17 protein-coding genes are annotated in these 20,078 nt (G+C 62.9%); 9 read left to right on the top strand and 8 right to left on the bottom strand.

From position 1 onward, the window contains the following. Positions 1-3 precede the first annotated feature (3 nt). Complete coding sequence (coq7, locus tag ACNKU3_RS18505) at positions 4-648, top strand: 2-polyprenyl-3-methyl-6-methoxy-1,4-benzoquinone monooxygenase (protein WP_418261044.1); 645 nt, start codon at positions 4-6, stop codon at positions 646-648. 123 nt (positions 649-771) lie between these two features. Here coq7 and ACNKU3_RS18500 read toward each other — a convergent pair whose 3' ends face one another. Further along, positions 772-1,200, bottom strand: coding sequence for an OsmC family protein (locus tag ACNKU3_RS18500; protein ID WP_418261043.1), 429 nt, complete (start codon positions 1,198-1,200; stop codon positions 772-774). 139 nt (positions 1,201-1,339) lie between these two features. Between ACNKU3_RS18500 and crp the strand changes: the two genes are divergently transcribed. Together crp and ACNKU3_RS18490 are read left to right on the top strand one after the other, a co-directional pair. Next, positions 1,340-1,984, top strand: a complete 645-nt coding sequence (gene crp / locus ACNKU3_RS18495) for a cAMP-activated global transcriptional regulator CRP (RefSeq protein WP_418261042.1) — start codon at positions 1,340-1,342, stop codon at positions 1,982-1,984. A gap of 24 nt (positions 1,985-2,008) precedes the next feature. Next, on the top strand, positions 2,009-3,463 hold the full coding sequence (locus ACNKU3_RS18490; RefSeq protein WP_418261041.1) for a tetratricopeptide repeat protein: 1,455 nt from the start codon (positions 2,009-2,011) through the stop codon (positions 3,461-3,463). Positions 3,464-3,532: 69 nt separating this feature from the next. Here ACNKU3_RS18490 and trpC read toward each other — a convergent pair whose 3' ends face one another. The 7 genes from trpC to ACNKU3_RS18455 all read right to left on the bottom strand — a co-directional run bounded on the left by trpC (position 3,533) and on the right by ACNKU3_RS18455 (position 10,537). Next, positions 3,533-4,333, bottom strand: coding sequence for an indole-3-glycerol phosphate synthase TrpC (gene trpC, locus ACNKU3_RS18485; protein WP_418261040.1), 801 nt, complete (start codon positions 4,331-4,333; stop codon positions 3,533-3,535). Then, entirely contained in the window at positions 4,330-5,379 is a 1,050-nt protein-coding gene (gene trpD / locus ACNKU3_RS18480) for an anthranilate phosphoribosyltransferase (protein WP_418261039.1), read from the bottom strand. The genes trpC and trpD overlap by 4 nt, the downstream gene beginning before the upstream one ends. Positions 5,380-5,389: 10 nt before the next feature. Continuing rightward, complete coding sequence (locus tag ACNKU3_RS18475) at positions 5,390-5,968, bottom strand: anthranilate synthase component II (protein ID WP_418261038.1); 579 nt, start codon at positions 5,966-5,968, stop codon at positions 5,390-5,392. A gap of 3 nt (positions 5,969-5,971) precedes the next feature. Further along, on the bottom strand, positions 5,972-7,453 hold the full coding sequence (gene trpE / locus ACNKU3_RS18470) for an anthranilate synthase component I (protein WP_418261037.1): 1,482 nt from the start codon (positions 7,451-7,453) through the stop codon (positions 5,972-5,974). A gap of 635 nt (positions 7,454-8,088) precedes the next feature. Continuing rightward, on the bottom strand, positions 8,089-8,760 hold the full coding sequence (gene rpe / locus ACNKU3_RS18465) for a ribulose-phosphate 3-epimerase (RefSeq protein ID WP_418261036.1): 672 nt from the start codon (positions 8,758-8,760) through the stop codon (positions 8,089-8,091). A gap of 59 nt (positions 8,761-8,819) precedes the next feature. Then, positions 8,820-9,512, bottom strand: coding sequence for an N-acetylmuramate alpha-1-phosphate uridylyltransferase MurU (gene murU / locus ACNKU3_RS18460; protein WP_418261035.1), 693 nt, complete (start codon positions 9,510-9,512; stop codon positions 8,820-8,822). Further along, entirely contained in the window at positions 9,509-10,537 is a 1,029-nt protein-coding gene (locus ACNKU3_RS18455; RefSeq protein ID WP_418261034.1) for an aminoglycoside phosphotransferase family protein, read from the bottom strand. Before ACNKU3_RS18455 ends, murU begins: the two co-directional genes overlap by 4 nt. 146 nt (positions 10,538-10,683) lie before the next feature. Here ACNKU3_RS18455 and ACNKU3_RS18450 point away from each other — a divergent pair, with 146 nt between their 5' ends. From ACNKU3_RS18450 to ACNKU3_RS18425, 6 genes are all read left to right on the top strand, one after another. Further along, entirely contained in the window at positions 10,684-13,038 is a 2,355-nt protein-coding gene (locus ACNKU3_RS18450; protein WP_418261033.1) for an LPS-assembly protein LptD, read from the top strand. Then, entirely contained in the window at positions 13,028-14,305 is a 1,278-nt protein-coding gene (locus tag ACNKU3_RS18445) for a peptidylprolyl isomerase (protein ID WP_418261032.1), read from the top strand. The genes ACNKU3_RS18450 and ACNKU3_RS18445 overlap by 11 nt, the downstream gene beginning before the upstream one ends. Positions 14,306-14,338: 33 nt before the next feature. Then, positions 14,339-15,334, top strand: coding sequence for a 4-hydroxythreonine-4-phosphate dehydrogenase PdxA (pdxA, locus tag ACNKU3_RS18440; protein WP_418261031.1), 996 nt, complete (start codon positions 14,339-14,341; stop codon positions 15,332-15,334). A 72-nt stretch (positions 15,335-15,406) separates the two neighbouring features. After that, positions 15,407-17,221 (top strand): hypothetical protein, encoded by a 1,815-nt coding sequence (locus ACNKU3_RS18435; protein ID WP_418261030.1) that lies wholly within the window; start codon positions 15,407-15,409, stop codon positions 17,219-17,221. A gap of 40 nt (positions 17,222-17,261) precedes the next feature. Then, positions 17,262-18,509, top strand: coding sequence for a hypothetical protein (locus tag ACNKU3_RS18430; RefSeq protein ID WP_418261029.1), 1,248 nt, complete (start codon positions 17,262-17,264; stop codon positions 18,507-18,509). Next, positions 18,506-19,993 carry a hypothetical protein gene (locus ACNKU3_RS18425; RefSeq protein ID WP_418261028.1) on the top strand — a complete coding sequence of 496 codons (1,488 nt, stop codon included), beginning with the start codon at positions 18,506-18,508 and terminating at the stop codon, positions 19,991-19,993. Before ACNKU3_RS18430 ends, ACNKU3_RS18425 begins: the two co-directional genes overlap by 4 nt. Positions 19,994-20,078 lie beyond the last annotated feature (85 nt).

Below are 20,078 nucleotides of genomic sequence, written 5' to 3'. Positions count from 1 at the left end.
CCCATGCGCAAGCGCAGTCTGTCATTGCTGGACCGCCTGATCACCGAGGCCGACTCGGTGATGCGCACCATCAGTAATCGCGGCCACAGCGCGGGCCGCGCCTCACCCTCCGAAGGCCACAGCGAGGCCCGTCTCTCGGACGAAGAAAAACGCCACGCTGCGGGCCTGATGCGCGTCAACCACACCGGCGAAGTCTGCGCCCAGGCCCTCTACCAGGGACAGGCACTGACCGCCCGCCTGCCAACGGTGCGCGAGGAAATGCGCCTGGCAGCCGCAGAGGAAGTGGACCACCTGGTATGGTGCAGGGAGCGCCTGCGGGAACTCGACAGTCGCCCCAGCCTGCTGAACCCCGCCTGGTACGGCTTGTCGTTTGCCCTCGGCGCAGTGGCCGGGGCCATCGGGGACGAAGTCAGCCTGGGGTTTGTCGCAGCCACCGAGGAGCGCGTGTGCAAACACCTGCGCGCCCACCTCAAGCACCTGCCGCTGGATGACCGCAAGTCGCGGCTGATCGTGCAGCAGATGCTGGAGGATGAAGAGCGCCACGGTCGCCAGGCGCTGGAGGCAGGGGGCAAGCAGTTTTCACCGGGGGTAAAAGACGCCATGTCGGCGATTTCCACGCTGATGACCGAGAGCAGCTATCACGTCTGAGCAGCAGCCACCGCGCTGACAATCCGCCCTACCAGGCACAGTCAATCGACGACACCAGCCTCCGGCGGGGACATTGGCCCGCCGCGCAGTGCCTGGGGCCGGATCAACCCGGTTGAGCGGCTATTAATCCGCGGAAAACTCCACGATCTCGTAACTGTGGCTGATCGCCACCCCGGCGGCGCCGAGCATGATGGAAGCGCTGCAGTATTTTTCCGCGGACAGCTCCACCGCACGCTTGACGTGGTTATCCTTCAGGCCGACCCCGGTCACGATGAAGTGCAGCTTGATCGAGGTAAACACCGCCGGCACCGCGTCGGCGCGTTCCGCCTCGATCTCCACCCGGCAATCGACCACCTGCTGGCGGGATTTTTTCAGCATCGACATCACGTCATAGGTTGAACAACCACCGGTGCCGATCAGCAGCATTTCCATCGGCCGCGGGCCCAGGTTGCGCCCACCGAGTTCCGGCGAACCGTCCATCACTACCGCGTGCCCACTGCCGGACTCGCCCACAAACATGGCGCCATCCGTCCATTTCACCGTTGCTTTCATGCCGGTTTATACTCCCAGATAAAACGGCCGCGAAGCTTAGCACAACCGCTGGCGCCTGTTCACACTACCGTTCCCCTCATGGAAACTCTGAGCTAGACTAGCTCGGGGGAAAAAAATCAAACAATACAGGGGAGTTGGTGTGCTGAAGCCACAAATCGTACAGTCCATTCCGAGCATCGAAAGCTTTTTGCAGCATTGCCAGCGCAAGCAGTACAAAGCACGCGCCACCGTCATCAAGCAGGGCGAGGCCGGCGACACCCTCTACCTGATTCTCGACGGCTCGGTTTCGGTGCTGGTGGAAGATCCCGACGATCCCGGCCACATGATGGTGGTCAGCTATCTCAACCCGGGCGATTTCGTTGGCGAGATGGGCCTGTTCGAGGACGAAATCCAACCGCGCAGCGCGTTGGTGACGGCCAAAACCGCCTGTGAAGTCGCGGAAATCAGCTACGAAAAGTTTCACCAGATCAGCGCGCAGTATCCCGAGGTGCTGTACGCCATTTCCCGCCAGCTGGGCAAGCGGCTACGGCAGACCACCCGCAAACTCTCCGACCTGGCCTTTGTCGATGTCACCGGCCGCATAGCCCATACCCTGCTCGACCTGTGCCGCGAACCGGACGCCATGACCCACCCCGACGGGATGCAGATCAAGATCACCCGCCAGGAACTTGGCAAGATCGTCGGCTGCTCCCGGGAGATGGCCGGCAGGGTGCTGAAGACCCTGGAGGAAGACGGGCTGGTGTCGGTATCCGGCAAGACGATGGTTGTCTACGGCACCCGCTGATCACGCAATGAGAAAACGGTATAGATGTCCTTTGAAGAATTACTGAGCAAAGCGCGCCGATTACAAAAAAAAGGCAATATCGCTGAGGCCCTGCAACTCTATCAGCAAATACTGCAACGGGATCCGGGCAACAAGAAGGCCCGCAAGGCGATCAGGTTACTGCAGCAAACCGCCTCGCGTCCGGACCCTTCGCGATTACAGGCCGATTTCCAGCAGCTGATTTCGCAGTACCAGAGCGGCGACCAGGAAAATGCGCTGGCGCTTGCCACGGAGCTTGCCCAGCGCTATCCCGACCAGCCGCTCCCCCTGAACCTGATCGGCGCAATTCTCAGTTCGCGTGGCGATTACCAGGCTGCGCTGCCCAATTTTGCGCGCGCGCTGCAACTGGAACCCCGCTATGGGGATGCCCTTGCCAACCTGGCTGACACCCTGGGCAAACTGGACCGCTACGAAGAGGCTGCCAGTATTTACCGCCAGTACCTGGGGCTGGTGGGTGAGTCCGCCGAGGGGCTGATCACCCTCGGGGGTTTCCTCAGGAACACCCAGCAACGCCCCGCCGCCATGGAGTGCTACCAGCGCGCCTTGACGCTTGCTCCGGCATCGGCGGAGGCACGGATCAAAATTGCGGATGCTCGCTCCCAGAGCCAGCGCTTCGAGGAGGCACTGACCTGGTATCGCGAAGCGCTCGAATACGACGCCGCTTCCCAGGCCGCCCTCCTCGGCGCGGGGCGCTGCCTGTTACAACTGGGCAGGCGCGACGAAGCCGTGGACGCCCTGCAACTGTGCCTGGACATTAACCCCGGGAACGGAGAAGCAAGCCACCTGCTGAACGCCGCGCGGGAAATTGACAGCGAGGCGGCTCCCGAGAGCTACGTCAAGGGGCTGTTTGACGGCTATGCCCCGACGTTCGAGCAGCACCTCACGGGCGCCCTTGCCTACCGGGGTCCTGAACAACTGCTTGAGTTACTGGATGAAACCCTGCCCGGCGCGGCGCCTTTCTCGCATATGGCGGACCTCGGCTGCGGTACCGGTAAGGGAGGAGCGGTTTTTGGCGACCGTTGCGAGCAAATCACCGGCATCGACCTGTCGACGCGGATGCTGGACAAGGCCCGGGAAAAGGGCTGCTATAACCAGTTGCTGAACGGCGATATCGCAGCGGTGCTGAACAGCGGCGCCACTCGCTATTCGCTGTTCCTCTGCGCGGATTCTGTCATTTATATCGGCGAACTCGCTGCGCTCGGTGATGCGATTGCGGGCAGTGCAGCACCGGGAGCCATAGTGTGCCTCACCACGGAGGACATCGCCGGCTCCGGTTTCAAGCTACAGCCTACCGGTCGTTTCGCCCACAGCCGGCAGTACGTAGAGTCCACCCTGGCACAGCGCGGTTTCGAACTGCTGGCTTTCCGCGAGGCGCCATTGCGCAAGGAACGCACCGGCTGGATCGGCGGCGGATTTTATATCTTCCGTTTTGCCGCCTGAAACCCCGCGGGGTGGCGGCGGTATTCCGGAGTCACCAGATGGTGCTTCCGGCCTTCACCAACAGGCGCCTCAGAAAAACAATTCCCGCAGCCGCTCACCGGGCTGCTCCGCCCGCATGAAGGCCTCGCCGACCAGGAAGGTATGCACGTTGTTTGCGCGCATCAGGGCGACATCCTCGAGCGTGTGAATCCCGCTCTCGGTGACCACGGTGCGATCCGCCGGGATATGCGGCAGCAGGTCCAGCGTGGTATCGAGGGAAGTCTCGAAATTGCGCAGGTCGCGGTTGTTGATACCCAGCAGGGGCGTCGGCAGTTCCAGCGCGCGATCGAGCTCCGCGCGATCGTGCACTTCCACCAGCACGTCCAGCCCGACGCCGACCGCGGTGTCGTGGAGTTCGCGCATCTGCGCATCCGACAGCGCCGCGACAATCAGCAGGATGGCATCGGCGCCGATAGCCCGAGCTTCCACCACCTGGTAGGGGTCGATGGTGAAATCCTTGCGGATCACCGGCAGTGCACAGGCCGCGCGCGCCTGTTGCAGGTAGTCGTCTGCCCCCTGGAAGAAATCGATGTCGGTGAGCACCGACAGGCAGGTGGCTCCGCCGGCCTCGTAGCTGCGGGCGATGTCCGCCGGGTGGAAATCCGGGCGAATGACACCCTTGCTGGGGGACGCCTTCTTGACCTCGGCGATCACTGCAGGCTCGCCGGCGCTCGCCCGCGCCACCAGGCGCGCGGCGAATCCCCGGGGTGCAGACTGACCGGGGATGGCGGATTCAAGGCTGGCCAGCGTGCGCTGCGCGCGGCGCTCGGCGACTTCTTCCGCCTTGCGTTCCAGGATCCTGCGCAGGACTGTCGGTGCATCAGTATTCATCGCTCACCCGCCTCGCCACGCATCGCCTGGGTAAAGGCCACAAATTCATTCAACTTCTCCGCCGCCTGCCCGGTGGCGATGAGGTCCTCGGCCATCGCCACCCCCTGGGCCATGGTCGCGGTGACACCGGCCACATAGATGGTGACACCCGCATTCAGGGCCAGCATGGCTGCGGCCTTTTTCGCCTCCGGCTCATTGGCTCCGGCCAGCGCACTGCGAATAAGGCGCGCCGATGCCCGGGCATTGGCGACGGACAAACCGCTGAGATTCTGGCGCTCGATGGCGAAATCTTCCGGCGCGATGACAAAGCTGCTGACGGCGCCGTCGCGCCACTCGGCCACGCGGGTGGGCGCGGCGATGGAAATTTCATCGAGGCCATCCTCGGCGTGGACAACCATGGCGTGTTCCGCGCCGAGCAGGCCGAGCACTTCGGCCAGCGGCTCACACAGCGCGGCATCGTAGACACCGACCACCTGCCGCCTGACCCCCGCCGGGTTGGTGAGCGGGCCGAGCACGTTGAAAATGGTGCGCAGGCCCAGCTCGCGGCGCGGCCCCACTGCGTAGCGCATGGCGCTGTGGTGCATGGGCGCGAACATGAAGCCGACTCCGACCTGCTCGATGGCCCGCCCCACCTGCCCGGGATCCAGGTCCAGCGGCATACCCAGGGTTTCCAGTACATCGGAACTGCCGCTGGAACTGGAGACGCCGCGGTTGCCGTGCTTGGCGACGTGGGCCCCCGCCGCGGCCACCACGAAGGAAGAACCGGTGGACACGTTGAACAGGTTGGCGCCGTCGCCGCCGGTGCCGACGAGGTCCACCAGGTGCGGACAGTCAACCTTGACCGGGGTGGCCAGCTCGCGCATCACCTGCGCGGCGCCGGCAATCTCGTCGATGGTCTCGCCGCGCATGCGCAGGGCCACCAGCAAACCGCCGATCTGCGCATCGGTGGCGTCGCCCGACATCACCTGGCGCATCACCGCGGCCATTTCCTCACGGTCAAGGCTGCGGGTTTCCACCAGCAGCTTGATTGCCTTCTGAATATCCATATAGGGGCCCCTAACTCTCCAGGAAATTGCGCAGCAGGTCGTGACCGTGGGCGGTCAGGATCGACTCCGGGTGGAACTGCACGCCCTCGACCGCCAGTTCGCGATGGCGCAGGCCCATGATCTCGTCCACCTCGCCATTGTCGGTTTCCGTCCAGGCGGTGATTTCCAGGCAATCCGGCAGGCTCTCCTTCGCCACCACCAGGCTGTGGTAGCGGGTGGCCTCGAAGGGCTGGCTGAGGCCGCGGAACACCCCTTCGCCGCGGTGGTGGATCGGCGAGGTCTTGCCGTGCATCACCTGCCGGGCTCGCACCACCTCGCCGCCAAATACCTGGCCGATGCTCTGGTGGCCAAGGCAGATGCCGAGGATAGGCAGCTTGCCCGCGTATTCGCGGATCACCGCCATGGAGATGCCCGCCTCGTTGGGAGTACAGGGACCGGGGGAAATCACGATGCGCTCCGGGTTAAGCGCGGCGATATCCGCCACGCCGATTTCGTCGTTGCGCACCACGTGCACGTCGGCACCCAGCTCACCGAGATACTGCACCACGTTGTAGGTGAAGGAGTCGTAGTTGTCGATCATCAGCAACATGTTTCAGCCCTCCCCTTGCGCCATGGCGGCGGCACGGAACATCGCCCGGGCCTTGTTGTGGGTTTCCTTCCACTCCAGCCGCGGCACCGAGTCGGCGACGACGCCGCCCCCGGCCTGGACATAGAGTTGCCCGCCCTTGATGACCGCGGTGCGAATGGCAATAGCCGTATCCATATCCCCCGCCCAGGAGAGATAGCCCACCGCACCGCCGTAGACACCGCGCTTGACCGGCTCGAGTTCGTCGATGATCTCCATGGCGCGAATCTTCGGCGCGCCGCTCAGGGTCCCGGCCGGCAGGGTCGCGCGCAGCACGTCGATCGCGGATTTGCCCGCCTTCAGGGTACCGCTGACATTGGACACGATGTGCATGACGTGGGAGTAGCGCTCCACCACCATCTTGTCGGTCAGCTCCACCGAACCGGTTTCGGCAATGCGGCCGACATCGTTGCGCCCCAGGTCGATCAGCATCAGGTGCTCGGCAATTTCCTTGGGATCGGCGAGCAATTCCGCTTCCAGCGCCGCGTCCTCCTCCTCGGTGTAACCGCGGCGCCGGGTGCCGGCAATCGGGCGCACCGTCACCAGGCCTTTTTCCAGCCGGGCGAGAATCTCCGGCGAAGAACCGACGATGTGGAAATCCTCAAGGTCGAGGAAATACATATAGGGCGAGGGATTCAGGTTGCGCAGTGCGCGGTAGAGATTCAGCGGCGGTGCAGCAAAGGGAACACTCAGGCGCTGGGAAGGCACCACCTGCATGACGTCGCCCGCCAGCACGTACTCCTTCACCTTCTCTACCGCCGCGTAATAGGCCTCTTCGGTGAAGTGGGAACTGGCGGACTGCTCCAGCTCGGCACTGTCGGAAGCCCCCAGGTTAACATCCGGCAGCGGCGGCATCGGCTCGCGCAGTTTCGCCGCCAGCGCCCGCAAGCGGGCCTGGGCATGTTCCAGCGCATCGGGCTGCGCCGTATCCGCGTTGACCACCAGGCGAATCGTGCCGGCGAGGTTATCGAACACCAGCACCTCTTCCGACACCATCAGCAGGATGTCCGGGTTGCCCAGCTCATCGGGCGGCACGCTCTTCGCCAGCCGCGGCTCCACGTAGCGCACGGTGTCATAGCCAAAGTAGCCCACCAGGCCGCCATGGAACACCGGCAGGTCATCCCGCGGTGCCGTGTTGAAGTCGGCCTGCATCTGCTCGACATAGGCCAGCGGGTCCTCGACTTCGAGGCTTTCCACCAGGTCGCCATCGCGATAGGTCACCACGCGGTGGCCAAAAACCTTGATCAGGGTACGGCAGGGCAGCCCAATGATAGAGTAGCGGCCCCACTTCTCGCCGCCCTGTACCGACTCGAAGAGATAGGAATACGGCCCCTCGGCGAGCTTGCGATAGGCGCTGATGGGGGTTTCCAGGTCAGCCAGGACTTCCAGGCTGACAGGTATGCGGTTGTAATCTTGTGCCGCCAGGGCGGCATAGTCCTGCGGATTCATGGGTGTTCCTCGGAGATAGAATTGGCGTAATGGGTGCGTGACGAGGCCCTGGCTACCATCGCCAGCAGGTCACTTCTCGCATCGAGAGGAGGTCGATGCCATTACGCAGGGCTGTTTTCACAGCGGTCTCCGGGTTGGGGGAGGGTCTATTGTACATACCGGTTTTCGGATGGCAACGGGGGTTGCGACTTCGCTTCTGGCACAGGTTTTAGCCATGGCCCATCGGCCACGGCCCGGATTCCGCATCAGGCGTGCCTGGAAACGCAAAAGCGCCATCCATGGCAGCTCGGCGACGGCCGTCCCTGGCCGTCGACGTTCCCGTCACGCCTGATGCAAAATCCGGTCCTCTTGCGGCGCGTAACTCAATAATTGCTGGTTATCCCAAACAGTAAAAACACCCGATTCCGATAAGCTACATGCAGTTTCAAGGCTTACCCGCAAATGCCAATAATAGCCGTCGATTGGCACTGGGCGAGGGGTGGAGTCCGGGCTCTCCCTGTACGGGGCGTCCGAGGCCATGGATGGCCGAGGCCGAGCCTGCACATGGATGTGCGCTTTTTGGCGGTCCCGAACAGGGAGAGCCCGGACTCCGCCCCGCTAGAATCTACCAGCACCGCCACTACAACACTCAAATATCAGCCGACCTTGGCCAACTCAGCCCTCATCTCCGCAATCACCGCCGCATAATCCGGCTGGTTAAAAATTGCCGAACCAGCTACGAAAGTATCCGCCCCCGCCGCCGCAATCTCGGCGATATTCTTCGCCGACACCCCGCCATCGATCTCCAGCCGGATATCGAAGCCAGAGGCGTCGATCAGGGCCCGCGCCTCGCGCAGCTTGTCCAGCGTGGCGGGAATAAAGGACTGGCCGCCAAAACCCGGGTTGACCGACATCAGCAGTACCATGTCGACCTTGTCCATCACGTACTTCAGCGGCTCCAGCCCCGCCGCCGGGTTGAACACCAGGCCGCTCTTGCAACCCGCGTCGCGGATCATCTGCAGCGAACGGTCCACGTGGGTGGAGGCGTCCGGGTGGAAGGTGATATAGGTGGCGCCGGCCTCGGCGAAATCGCCGATCAGGCGGTCCACCGGGGAGACCATCAGGTGCACGTCGATCGGCGCGGTCACCCCGTGCTTGCGCAGGGCCTTGCAGACCATCGGGCCGATGGTCAGGTTGGGGACGTAATGATTATCCATCACGTCGAAGTGGACGATGTCCGCGCCAGCGGCGAGAACGTTATCCACTTCCTCGCCGAGACGGGCAAAGTCGGCGGAGAGAATGGAGGGGGCGATCAGGTAGTCGGCCATGGGCGGCTCCAGCGGCAGGTCGGGAAAAGGGCGTATTCTACTGCGCCGGGCAGCTGACTTCACCCGCCGGATTGGGCTGAGCGCAGGCGCGCATCCAGGGCGGCGAGCCGTTCCGGCGTCCCCACATCCTCCCAGGCGCCGGCGAAGTACTCACCCCCGAGGCTGCCACCTTCGATCGCCGCGTCGAGCAGCGGCCGCAACGCCAGCCGCCCCCTCGGTATCCCGGCAAAAAATTCGGGGCTGAACAGGGCGATACCCGCATAGGTGTAACCGGCGCTATCGCCCTCGCGGGACCTCAGCCTGGCGCTGTCGTCGAGGGTAAAATCGCCCAGCGGATGCTGGGGCGGGCTGTCGACCATCACCAGGTGCGCTGTCTCCCAGCTCGCCAGCCGGTACTCACGCAGGCGGGCGAAGGGGAATTCACACCAGACGTCGCCGTTCACCACCGCGAAAGGCGCCTCCCCCAACAGGTGCAGGGCTTCGCGAATACCGCCGGCAGTCTCGAGGGGGCTGTCCTCCCGAGAATACGTGATCTCGACCTCCCAGCGCGCACCGTCACCGCAGTAGTCGACAATCTGCTGGCCAAGGTGGGAGGTATTGATCACCAGTTGCCGGAACCCCGCCGCCGCGAGCCCGCGGAGATGGAACTCGATCAGCGGCATCCCCGCCACCGGCAACAGGGGTTTCGGGGTGTGTTCGGTCAGCGGTCGCATGCGCTCGCCGAAACCGGCCGCCAGGATCATCGCCTTCATTGCACCGCACTCCAGGGCTGGCGCCGGATCAGCGGCCCCAGTTCCGCCTCGAACCAGTCGGCAAAGGCCGCTGCGGCCGGCCAGTCGCCGCGATACTTGCGCAGGATCTCCTCGACGTAGGCGATCACCAGCGGCAGGTCGTCGAGGTAAGCGGACTTGCCGTCGCGCAGGTAGAGACGGGCAAAGGTCCCCAGCACCTTGAGGTGGCGCTGCAGGCCCATCAGGTCGAACCAGCGCAGGAACTGCGCCGCATCGACACCTGCCAGCCAGCCCTCCTGGCGCAACAGCCCGTGGTATTCGCGGGCCCAGTTTTCGACCTGCCCGGCGGGCCAGCGCACATAGCAGTCGCGCAACAGGGAGACCAGGTCGTAGGTGATCGGCCCGACCACCGCGTCCTGGAAATCGATCACCCCCAGTTCGCCGTCCGCCAGGATCATCAGGTTGCGGCTGTGGAAGTCGCGGTGCACCAGCACCCGGGGCTGTTCCAGGGCGCTGTTGAGCAACTCCTCGCACAGTGCCTGCCAGCATCGCAGGCCCTGCTCCCCCAGCGGGTGCCCGAGCAGTCGCCCGGCGAACCACTCGGGGAAGCGGCCCAGTTCCTCCCCGAGCAGCGCACTGTCATAACGCGGCCAGTCCGCCGGCATATCGCCCAGCGCGGCGAACTGGAGCAGCAGGGAGCAACCCTTGCGATACCAGCCGTCCACTGTAGCGGGAGCCAGTGCTGGCAACAGGAGCCGGTCGCCCAGGTCCCCGAGCAGCAGGAAGCCCTGGTCCAGGTCCGCCCCGAGCAGCGCGGGCACCCGGATACCACCGCGCTCCAGGTGATGGCGGACCGCCAGGAACTCGGCATTCTTTTCCGTCGCGGGCGGGGCGTGGACGGCGATATAGCTCGCGCCGGCAACGCGCAGGCGGAAATAGCGCCGGTTACTGGCGTCCCCCGCCACGGTTTCCAGCGTTCCGCCGGTCTTTCCGACTACGGAACAGGCCCAGGCTTGCAGGTTTACTGGGGGCGTACTCGGGGGCAATCCGGTCTCCTTCACTGTCAGGGCCCAAAGGACCATTTTTTCCGGACAAGGGACGGGGGATGCTTTAGAATCCGCCACTTGTTTTTGCAAATAATACCCGACAGAAGATGAGTCGCAGTACTGCCCCTAGCACGGCAACACGAAAATTGAAGACTCTTTGCCTGGCAGTCACCCTGGCGACACAGTCTCTTCCGGGGCTGGCACAGGATAGCAACCCGGACACCGGGGCCGCGACCCGGGACTGGGCATCCACCGGGGACGTGCCCGAAGCCCTGCGCGATGCCCGCTGCATCAAGTGCGGCGGCACCTACCTCGACCCCCTGCGCAACGAGGACCGCAGCAAGTCCCCGGAGCGGTCCGATATCGACGCCCGCTCCACCAGCTCCGAGATTCGCGAAGGCACCGCCGAATTCACCGGCGGCGTCGAAGTCACCCAGGGCTATCGCCGGCTGAGCGCGGACCGTGCCACCCTCGACCGGGACCAGCGTTCCGGCGACATGGAAGGCAATATCGTCCTGCGCGAACCGGGCCTGCTACTGCAGGGCGACTCCGCCCACATCGAATCGGAGAGCGGCGAAGCGAGCCTGACCAACAGCCAGTTCGTATTGCACGCCCAGCACATGCGCGGCACGGCAGACCTGCTGGAACGCGACAGCGAGGGAATTCTCCACGTGCACAACGGTCGTATCACCTACTGTGCACCGGAGGACAACGACTGGATGATTCGCGCCAGCGAACTGGAACTGGACACCGAGGAAGGGCTCGCCACCGCCTACCACGCGCGGATCGAAGTCGCCGACATCCCGGTGTTCTATTCGCCCTGGCTGCAGTTCCCGATGGATGACCGCCGCCGCACCGGCTTCCTGTGGCCGGACTTCGGCTCGGACACCAAGGGCGGCGTGGACATTTCGGTGCCGGTGTATTTCAACCTGGCACCCAACTACGATCTGCTCTATGCCCCGCGCTATATCGAGGAGCGCGGCTTCAGCCACGAGGCCACCGCACGCTACCTGCACCCGCTGGTCGGCAGCTGGGAAGTCGGCGGTGCCTGGATCTCGGACGACAAGAGCTACGCCGACGACTTTCCCGACGACAGCCACGACCGCTGGCTGATGCTGGTGCGGCAGAAGGGCCTGTTTGCGGACAACCGCCTGCGCTCAACCATCGACTACAGCAAGGCCAGCGACGTCAATTACATGAAGGACCTGGACAGTTCCAGCCTCGACTCCCGGCGCCGCACCGCACTGCTGCAGCTGGGCAGCCTCGACTACCTGGGCGACCGCTGGCTGGTCAACCTCGAGGCGCAACAGTTCCAGAGCCTGGCGGACGACATCAGCAACGACTACAAGAAGCTGCCCCAGCTGTCGGCAAACTACCGCCCCGACGGGACTCCCTTCGAATTCAGCCCGATCGTGTTCGCCCAGTACTCGAATTTCGACAGCGACGACAATCGCGTCACCGGCGCCCGCCTCTACTCCGAGGCCGGTGCGGCCTATCCCATGCAGTGGAGTTACGGCTTCCTGCGACCCACCGCGAAATACCGCTACGTCACCTACGACCTCAACGACCACGCGAGCTTCCCGGACAACAACCCGGACACCGGGTCGCCGATGGCCAGCGTGGACGGCGGGCTGTTCTTCGACCGCATGACGACACTGGTGGGCAAGAACATGCTGCAGACGGTGGAACCGCGCCTGTACTACCTGTACAGCGGCTACGAGGAACAGACCGACCAGCCGGACTTCGACAGCGCGGAACTGACCTTCACCTACAACCAGCTGTTCCGGGAGACGCGTTTCTCCGGCCACGACCGGATCGATGACGCCAACCAGCTCTCGGTGGGCCTGACCAGCCGCTTCATCGACGCCGAGGACGGCCGCGAGGAGTTCTACGCCAGCATCGGCCAGATCTTCTATTTCCGCGACCGCGAAGTCCGCCTCGGCCGGGCCCAGCCCCCGCTGGACAACGGCGATTCGGAGCTGGCCGGCGAGATCGGCTTCTTCCCGATGGAGAATTTCAGTATCCGCGGCAGCGCGGTGTGGGACCCCTACAGCGACCAGATGAACTCCAGCAACGTCATCGCCAGCTACACCCCCGGGGGCAACACCATCGTCAACGTCGGCTATAACTACCGCCGCCCGCTGACCACGATCAACGAGAACCAGAACGACACCGAACAGGCGCACTTCTCCACCTACCTGCCGCTGAGCCGCAACTGGCGGGTGTTCGGCGCCATCAACTACTCGATGGAAGCCAATACCAGCGTGGAAGATATGTTCGGCGTGGAATATGATAGCTGCTGCTGGAAAGTTCGCCTGCTGCACCTGCGCTACTACGACAATGACACCACCGGCCCGCTGACGGACTTCAACGATCCGCAGCTCGAGCGGGAAAAATCCATCCAGATCCAGATCGTACTCAAGGGCATGGGCGGCTTTGGCAACCGCGCCAGCAGCCTGATGAGAGACATGATTCGAGGGTTCGTCGACAGTGAATATTAAACGCTACCTGCTCAGCGCCTGCCTGTTTGGCACGCTGCTGGCGGGAACAACACAGGCTGAAACAGTGATGCTCGACCAGGTTGTCGCCATCGTCGAGGACGACGTGGTGATGGCCAGCGAGCTGCGCGAGCGGGTCGCAACCGTCAAGGGCAACCTGGAATCAGCCGGCGTGGAGATGCCCCCGGAAGACGAAATCATCCGCGAGACCCTCGATCGCCTGATCCTCGAAAGCATCCAGCTGCAGATGGGCCAGCGGGTCGGCGTGCGCATCAGCGACGCCCAGCTCAACGAGGCCATGGGCCGGATTGCCGCCCAGAACGGCATGGACCTCGAGCAATTCCGCGCCGCGCTCGAGCAACAGGGCCAGTCGTACAACGAGGCCCGGGCCAACATCCGCAAGGAAATGATCATCCAGCGGGTGCAGCAGGGCAACGTCAACCAGCGCATCGAGATTACCGAACAGGAAGTCGACAACTTCCTGGCCACCGCGGACGGCCAGAAACTGACCCAGCCGGAGTACCTCATCCTGCACGCCCTGCTGCCGGTCTCACCCGATGCCACCGAAGACCAGGTGCAGCGCACCCGAGCCTACGCCGAAGAGGTGCTCGGGGAAATTCGCGCCGGCAAGCCCTTCGACAAGGCCGTGAGCACCCCGGGGTCCTATACCTTTACCGGCGGTAGCCTCGGCTGGCGCAAGGCCGACGACATTCCCTCGCTGTTCGCCGATGTGGTACCCAGCCTGCAGGTCGGCGACACCTCCGACGTGATCCAGTCCGACAGCGGCTTCCACCTGATCAACCTCGCCGAGCAGCGCGGCGGCGGCCAGATGCTGGTCAAACAGACCAAGGTCCGGCACATCCTGCTCAAGCCCTCGGAAATCCTCAGCGATGAGCAGGCCCGGCAGAAAGTCGCCGACCTGCGCACCCGGATCGAGGAGGGCGAGGATTTCGCCACCCTCGCCCGCCAGTATTCCGAGGACATCGGCTCCGCCCAGGAGGGCGGCGAGCTGGGCTGGACCATGCCGGGACAGATGGTGCCGGAGTTCGAGAAGGCCATGAACGACACCCCCATCGGCGATATCTCCCAGCCGATTCGCACCCAGTTCGGCTGGCACATCCTGGAGGTGGAGGATCGCCGGGAGCAGGACATGACCGAGCGCGCCCGCCAGAACATGGCCATGAACTACCTTCACCAGCGCAAATACCAGGAAGAACTGGACGCCTGGCTGCAGCAGATTCGCGATGAGGCATTTGTCGATATCAAGTGAGGACGGGGCGCGCAGCGCCCCGGCTGGCTGAGCATGGCAACGATACCCCGTATCGCCATCACCTGCGGTGAACCCGCCGGCATCGGCCCCGATGTCACCCTGGCTGCTGCCGGCAAGCCCTGGGCAGCACAGCTGGTCGCCATTGGCGACCCCGGCCTGCTGCAGCAGCGGGCAACACTGCTCGGCCTCGACGTCACCCTCAGCACCTTCGACCCCTCCGCGCCTTCGACCGCCCACCGGCCCGGGACATTGCCGGTGCTGCCCATAGGGCTGGCAGAACCCTGCACAGCGGGCAGGTTGAGCGCCGCGAACGCGCCTTATGTCGTGGAAACTCTCGAGCGGGCGGTGGATGCCTGCCTCGACGGCACCTTTGCCGCCATGGTCACCGCGCCGGTACAAAAGTCGATCATCAATGATGCCGGCATCCCCTTCTCCGGCCATACCGAACTGCTGGCCGAACGCACCGCAACGCCCCGCGTGGTCATGATGCTGGTGGCGGATACCCTGCGGGTGGCCCTGGCGACCACCCACCTGCCGCTGCGCGAGGTGCCCGATGCAATTACCGGGGACCTGCTGGCGCAGACCCTGCACATCCTGCACCGCGACCTGCAGCGGAAATTTGCCATCCCGCAGCCGCGTATTGCCGTGCTCGGCCTCAACCCCCATGCCGGGGAAAGCGGCCACCTGGGGCGCGAGGAACTGGATGTGATCATCCCCGCACTGAAGCAGTTGCGGGCACAGGGCCTGCAGCTGAGCGGCCCGCACCCTGCCGATACCGCGTTCAACCCCAAGCTGCTGGACGCCAGCGATGCGGTCTTCGCCATGTTCCACGACCAGGGCCTCCCGGTGCTCAAGTATGCCGGCTTTGGCAATGCGGTAAATATCACCCTCGGCCTGCCGATCATCCGCACCTCTGTCGATCACGGTACCGCGCTGGACCTGGCCGGCAGCGGGCGGGCCGATATGGGCAGCATGCTGGCGGCGCTCGAACTGGCCGTCCGGCTGGCGCACAACGCCGCAGCGAGCTGAGCCGCGGCGGTTTACAGCCCTACAGTGCCCCCCTAGAATGGGCGGCTTATTTTCCAGCCCATTTGCACCCCCATGACAGACAGCACCACCGCCACCAACAGCCCCGCCCCGTCGGGTCTTTTCGCCTTCGCCGAGTGCGAGGCGGTCAACATGAGCAATGGCGGGGTACTGCTGATCAACCGCGAAAGCGGCGCCCAGTTCCTGGTGGCGCCACCGGTCGCGCAAAGCTTGCAGATGTGCCGGGTTTTCCGCACCCTGCCAGGCCACGCCGCGGTTCTTGTCAGTAGCATTCCCGAACTCGCCGGCCAGCAAGCCGATGTAATGAACGTGCTCGGCATGGTTCGTGACGCCGGACTGATGGTGAGTGCCGAGGCCGCCTGCGCGCGACTGAACACCGCAGTACCACCGGCGGTGGACCGCCCCGCCACCCGCGCCTTCATCATCACCTGCGACCGCCCGGCGGCAGTAGAGCGACTGCTGGAGACCATGCTGCGCTCGAGCAACCTCAGCCGCCACGAGGCCATCTTCCTCATCGACGATTCCCGCGACAGCGGCAATGCCGAACGCAACCGCGAGGCGGTGGAGCAGTTCAACCTGACATCGCCGCGCAACATGCGCTACTTCGGCGCCGCGGAAGCCCGCCAGCTGATGGACGACCTGATCGCCGAATTACCCCAGCAGGAGGAAGCCATCCGCTTCCTGGTCGACCGCGAGCGCTGGGCCGGCGAGAAGACCTACGGCCTTGCCCGCAACCTCTGCCTGCTGCTCTCCGTGGGCCGCCGCGCCATCGTAATGGACGATGACGTCCTCTGCCTCGCGGTGGAGTCGCCCCACAAGGAACACGGTGTTGGCTTCGGACAGCGCGAACGGGAGGTGGACTTCTACTCGAATACCCAGGAAATGGAAGCCCGCACGACGAGGACCGAATTCGACCCCCTCAACGGCCATGCCTCCTGCCTCGGTCTCACCATGGGCCAGGCCCTGAAGCAGCTCACCGGCCAGCCGCTGCAGGCTACAGACCTCGCGGGCGCCAACAATGCCTACCTCAGCCAGTGGAGCGCCGACTCTCCGGTGCTGATCACCCAGTCCGGCACCGTTGGCGATCCCGGGACGCCCGGCACGGAGTGGCTCTATACCCTGGACGCCCGCTCCAGCAAACGCCTGCTGGATTTTAATGGCGGTGTCGGAGGCGCGCTGCAAAGTCGCTGTTACTGGCTCGGCCAGACCCAGCCTCTGTTCAGCAAGCTGGCGGTAATCTCGCAGGTGAGCGGTCTCGACAACACAGCTTTGCTGCCGCCCTATTTCCCCGTCTTCCGCGGCGAGGACTACCTGTTTGGCGCAATAACCGAATACCTGCACCCGCATTCGGCCGTGCTGGAATACGCCTGGAGCGTGCCGCATATCCCGATCGAGCAGCGCCAGGGCGACCCGAATCCCGCCCCCAGCGATGGCAAGGGCAAACTCAACATCAACAAGTATGTCACCGACCGAACGGTTTACGACGAAGGCATTACACCGCAAAGCCGGTTGAATTCGCTGGCTGCATTAATGCGGCAGCTCTCGGAGACCAGCGATAAAGGACTGGAGATGGAGTTCCGCAAGGAGGTGGCGGAAGCCCAGAGCGATGAATATAGTCGACTCAACAGATTACTGCAGGATGGCATGATTCGGCCGCCGGGTTGGCAGGACTGGCTGGAACAGAGCGTCCGGCAGGTGGGCGACGCGATGCAGGTGCCGGCTGCCCTCGGGGATTTGGCCAGTATTCCCGAGGGGCTGGACGTGAGCGAAATTATCGAGCTCTTTCGCAGTAATCTTGCCGGGTTTGCCGGTTCCCTCGGGTGCTGGCAAGCTATTCGCAACGCGGCCACGACGGTAAGCATTCCATAGCAGGCCAGAGCCGCCTGATCAAGGACTGAGCAAGAGTGATATGGCCCATTCTGGAGAAAGGACATCAGACGGGCACTACCCCCAACTTCGGGATCTCGGTCTCGGGTTGGTTTATGCGCTTCTTGCGCTCCTCGTCAGCGGCGGTGTTCTGAGTTCTACCTATCTGTTGCTCACGCCGGAACTGATTCGACAGCATGCGGGTACAGAACACGAATCCGCACGACCCTGGCGCATTAGCGGTAAAAGTTTGATAGCACGACGCGGAGCTGGTGAAGAAACAGAAAGCGGAGGAATGCGGATTACCGCGTTGGAAGTGGGTCCGAAAGATACGCGAAGCATTTACACGACAAGGGTGGGCTTCAAAGCGGACGACTACCCTTATCTGCAGTTCAGAATTACTGGCCAGAACCCCGGGAGCTTCTACTACTTTATCTGGCGTACCGCTGAAAAGCCCGATGAAACCAGCCACATCATCCTACCCCGCATCAACGACTCCGCCCACGTCAGTATGTTGGCAGATAATCCCGCATGGGAAGGCACTATCACTGAAATAGGTGTCGACGTCTATGGCGAACTACGGGAGGTGGCTCAGGTCGTCGAAAGTCTGGATTTTCTGCCGACTTCAGCATGGAATTTAATACGTTCAATCTGGAGTGAGTGGACGGGATTGGAAACCTGGAACCAGCGCTCGGCGCATCACCTGATGGGCGGTCCCTATGACCAGATTCTTCCCCGGCCGCTGGCCATGGCGTGCTGGGCTGGCGGCGCGCTGGTGGTGTTGTTCCTGGCAGGCCTGCTGTGGCGTATCGACATTCGGCTTGCTGTGGTTTGCGCGGTCCTGGGGCCGTGGCTGGTTATCGATATGCTTTGGCAACGCAACCTCTCGGCGCAATTGGAAGAATCCGAATTCCTATTTGGTGGCAAAACCCAACATGAAAAACATCTGGCGGAGCTGGATAGCGACCTGTACCAGTACGCGCTACATCTCAAGGAGGTGCTGCCCGAGCCTGGAGTCAAAATCTATCTACTGCACAACTCACCCCGGCGGGACTATCGGCGCCTGAAGATGCAGTACTACCTGCTTCCACACAATATTTTCAATTTTGGACACTTGCCAATACCTGCCAAACTGCGCGAAGGTGATTACCTGCTGGTACTCGATCAGGTTCCGGGCCTGGATTACGATGAACAAAGTAATGTTCTTCGCTGGAATTCCCGCTCCATCCCGGTGGAACGCATCGATGACCAGAGCCCCGGCGCACTCTACCTTTACACGATCACGCCATGAGCAGCGAAATCAACATGTCGGGTGCCATTATCTCGATCCTGCTTCCCTGGCTTTTGGGCTGCGTCTGGGTTTACTGCCTCCTCAAGCGAACACAAGCCTGGAACTGGTGGCTGGTAATCGGACACGGGTACCTACTTGGACTATTTGTCACGACCCTGGTGCTCAGGGGCTGGGCTACGGCCGGAATTACTCTTGGTTTCGCAGGTGTGGCGATTACCTTGTCGCTATTGGCAGTTTTGGGGGCATGCGCCGCCTGGAAACTTGATGATGGCAGGACTCAGGGGACGGCCAGACACCCGATCGGCGGTGGCGGATGGCTGTTTTGCGGTTTCCTGCTGATTTTACTGGTCTGGCGATATGCGACCATATTACAGGAGGTATTGGTTCTCCCTCTGTTCCCGTGGGATGCCTGGATGAACTGGGCGCCAAAAGCGATCGTCTGGTTCCACTTCAAGCAATTCGTGAACTACGTAGATCCGGATACCTGGCTTAGCGCCCCGGCCAATGCACGTGACTACACCCTGGGAGCCTATAATGCGTGGGAATACCCGAATGGCGTACCGCTGATCCAACTATGGAGCATGCTGGCCATCGACACATCTGATGCCTCAGTCATCTATCTGCCCTGGGTGATTGTAGCTATCGCTATGGGTTGTGCACTTTACGGGCATTTGCGACTGGCCGGGATACCGCGCACAGGCGCCATGACAGGTGTTTATTTACTGCTGAGCATGCCCTTCGTGAACGTCCACTCTGCGCTCGCTGGCTACGCTGACCTGTGGGTCACGGTGACATTCAGTTGCTCAGTGCTGGCGGTTATAGCCTGGGACGAAACAAGGCAATGGCAATTCGCCGTGATTGCGATTCTACTGACGATTTTCCTCGCACAGCTCAAGGTACCGGGCTTGATCATGGCGGCGATCGCCCTGGCGGCCCTGGTAATTTCACTACCCAGGATCGAAAAGCGCTGGCTCGCCGTCATATTCAGTGCAGTCGTGTTTCTGGTATCGGCGATTTGGTATGTTGGCCTTGATGTAACCTTGCCGGGAATCGGGCAATTAACGCTATCCCCGGACGCGATCCAAGTGCCTTACTTCGGCTCCTATTCGCTGGAATACCATCCGGTCCACGAGGCGATGGCGAAAACACTTTTCCTGATGATCAACTGGAATATCCTGTGGTATCTGCTCCTGCCTATGGCTATCATCATACTGCTCAAGCCGAGATTGATCGCCGACAACTTCCTGCCCTCGGTGGCATTGCTGACCTCGCTGGGCTTTACTGCTTTTGTCTATTACTTTACGGATCGCTATCAATTCGCCGAGGATTTTACCCAGGTCAATCGAGCGGTTATCTACTCCACTCCATTGCTTATATTCCTGGTGGTAAAAATCCTGGCCAACGTGTGCAGCCGGGGTGAAGCCGGAACACATTCACCTTCAACATACGCTGGTCAAGCCACCGGAAAATCGTGTGAGAATTGACAGAATTCGGCAGCGGCAAGGGAGCTGGGGCCAGATCCGGCCGACCCACCGATTGGACAGTACATGCAGGCCTTCTACTGGGCAT

Origin of the sequence: Haliea sp. E17, assembly GCF_048323675.1 — a bacterium.
Classification (GTDB): domain Bacteria; phylum Pseudomonadota; class Gammaproteobacteria; order Pseudomonadales; family Halieaceae; genus Mangrovimicrobium.
This window is presented reverse-complemented; position numbering and strand designations above follow the sequence as displayed.

Excerpts from the sequence above, each read along its gene's own strand:
- ACNKU3_RS18500 (WP_418261043.1), bottom strand. The coding sequence starts at position 1,200 with ATGAAAGCAACGGTGAAATGGACGGATGGCGCCATGTTTGTGGGCGAG.
- trpC (WP_418261040.1), bottom strand. The coding sequence starts at position 4,333 with ATGAATACTGATGCACCGACAGTCCTGCGCAGGATCCTGGAACGCAAG.
- ACNKU3_RS18425 (WP_418261028.1), top strand. The coding sequence starts at position 18,506 with ATGAGCAGCGAAATCAACATGTCGGGTGCCATTATCTCGATCCTGCTT.
- coq7 (WP_418261044.1), top strand. The coding sequence starts at position 4 with ATGCGCAAGCGCAGTCTGTCATTGCTGGACCGCCTGATCACCGAGGCC.
- pdxA (WP_418261031.1), top strand. The coding sequence starts at position 14,339 with ATGGCAACGATACCCCGTATCGCCATCACCTGCGGTGAACCCGCCGGC.
- trpD (WP_418261039.1), bottom strand. The coding sequence starts at position 5,379 with ATGGATATTCAGAAGGCAATCAAGCTGCTGGTGGAAACCCGCAGCCTT.
- murU (WP_418261035.1), bottom strand. The coding sequence starts at position 9,512 with ATGAAGGCGATGATCCTGGCGGCCGGTTTCGGCGAGCGCATGCGACCG.
- trpE (WP_418261037.1), bottom strand. The coding sequence starts at position 7,453 with ATGAATCCGCAGGACTATGCCGCCCTGGCGGCACAAGATTACAACCGC.
- ACNKU3_RS18490 (WP_418261041.1), top strand. The coding sequence starts at position 2,009 with ATGTCCTTTGAAGAATTACTGAGCAAAGCGCGCCGATTACAAAAAAAA.
- rpe (WP_418261036.1), bottom strand. The coding sequence starts at position 8,760 with ATGGCCGACTACCTGATCGCCCCCTCCATTCTCTCCGCCGACTTTGCC.
- ACNKU3_RS18435 (WP_418261030.1), top strand. The coding sequence starts at position 15,407 with ATGACAGACAGCACCACCGCCACCAACAGCCCCGCCCCGTCGGGTCTT.
- ACNKU3_RS18430 (WP_418261029.1), top strand. The coding sequence starts at position 17,262 with ATGGCCCATTCTGGAGAAAGGACATCAGACGGGCACTACCCCCAACTT.
- ACNKU3_RS18475 (WP_418261038.1), bottom strand. The coding sequence starts at position 5,968 with ATGTTGCTGATGATCGACAACTACGACTCCTTCACCTACAACGTGGTG.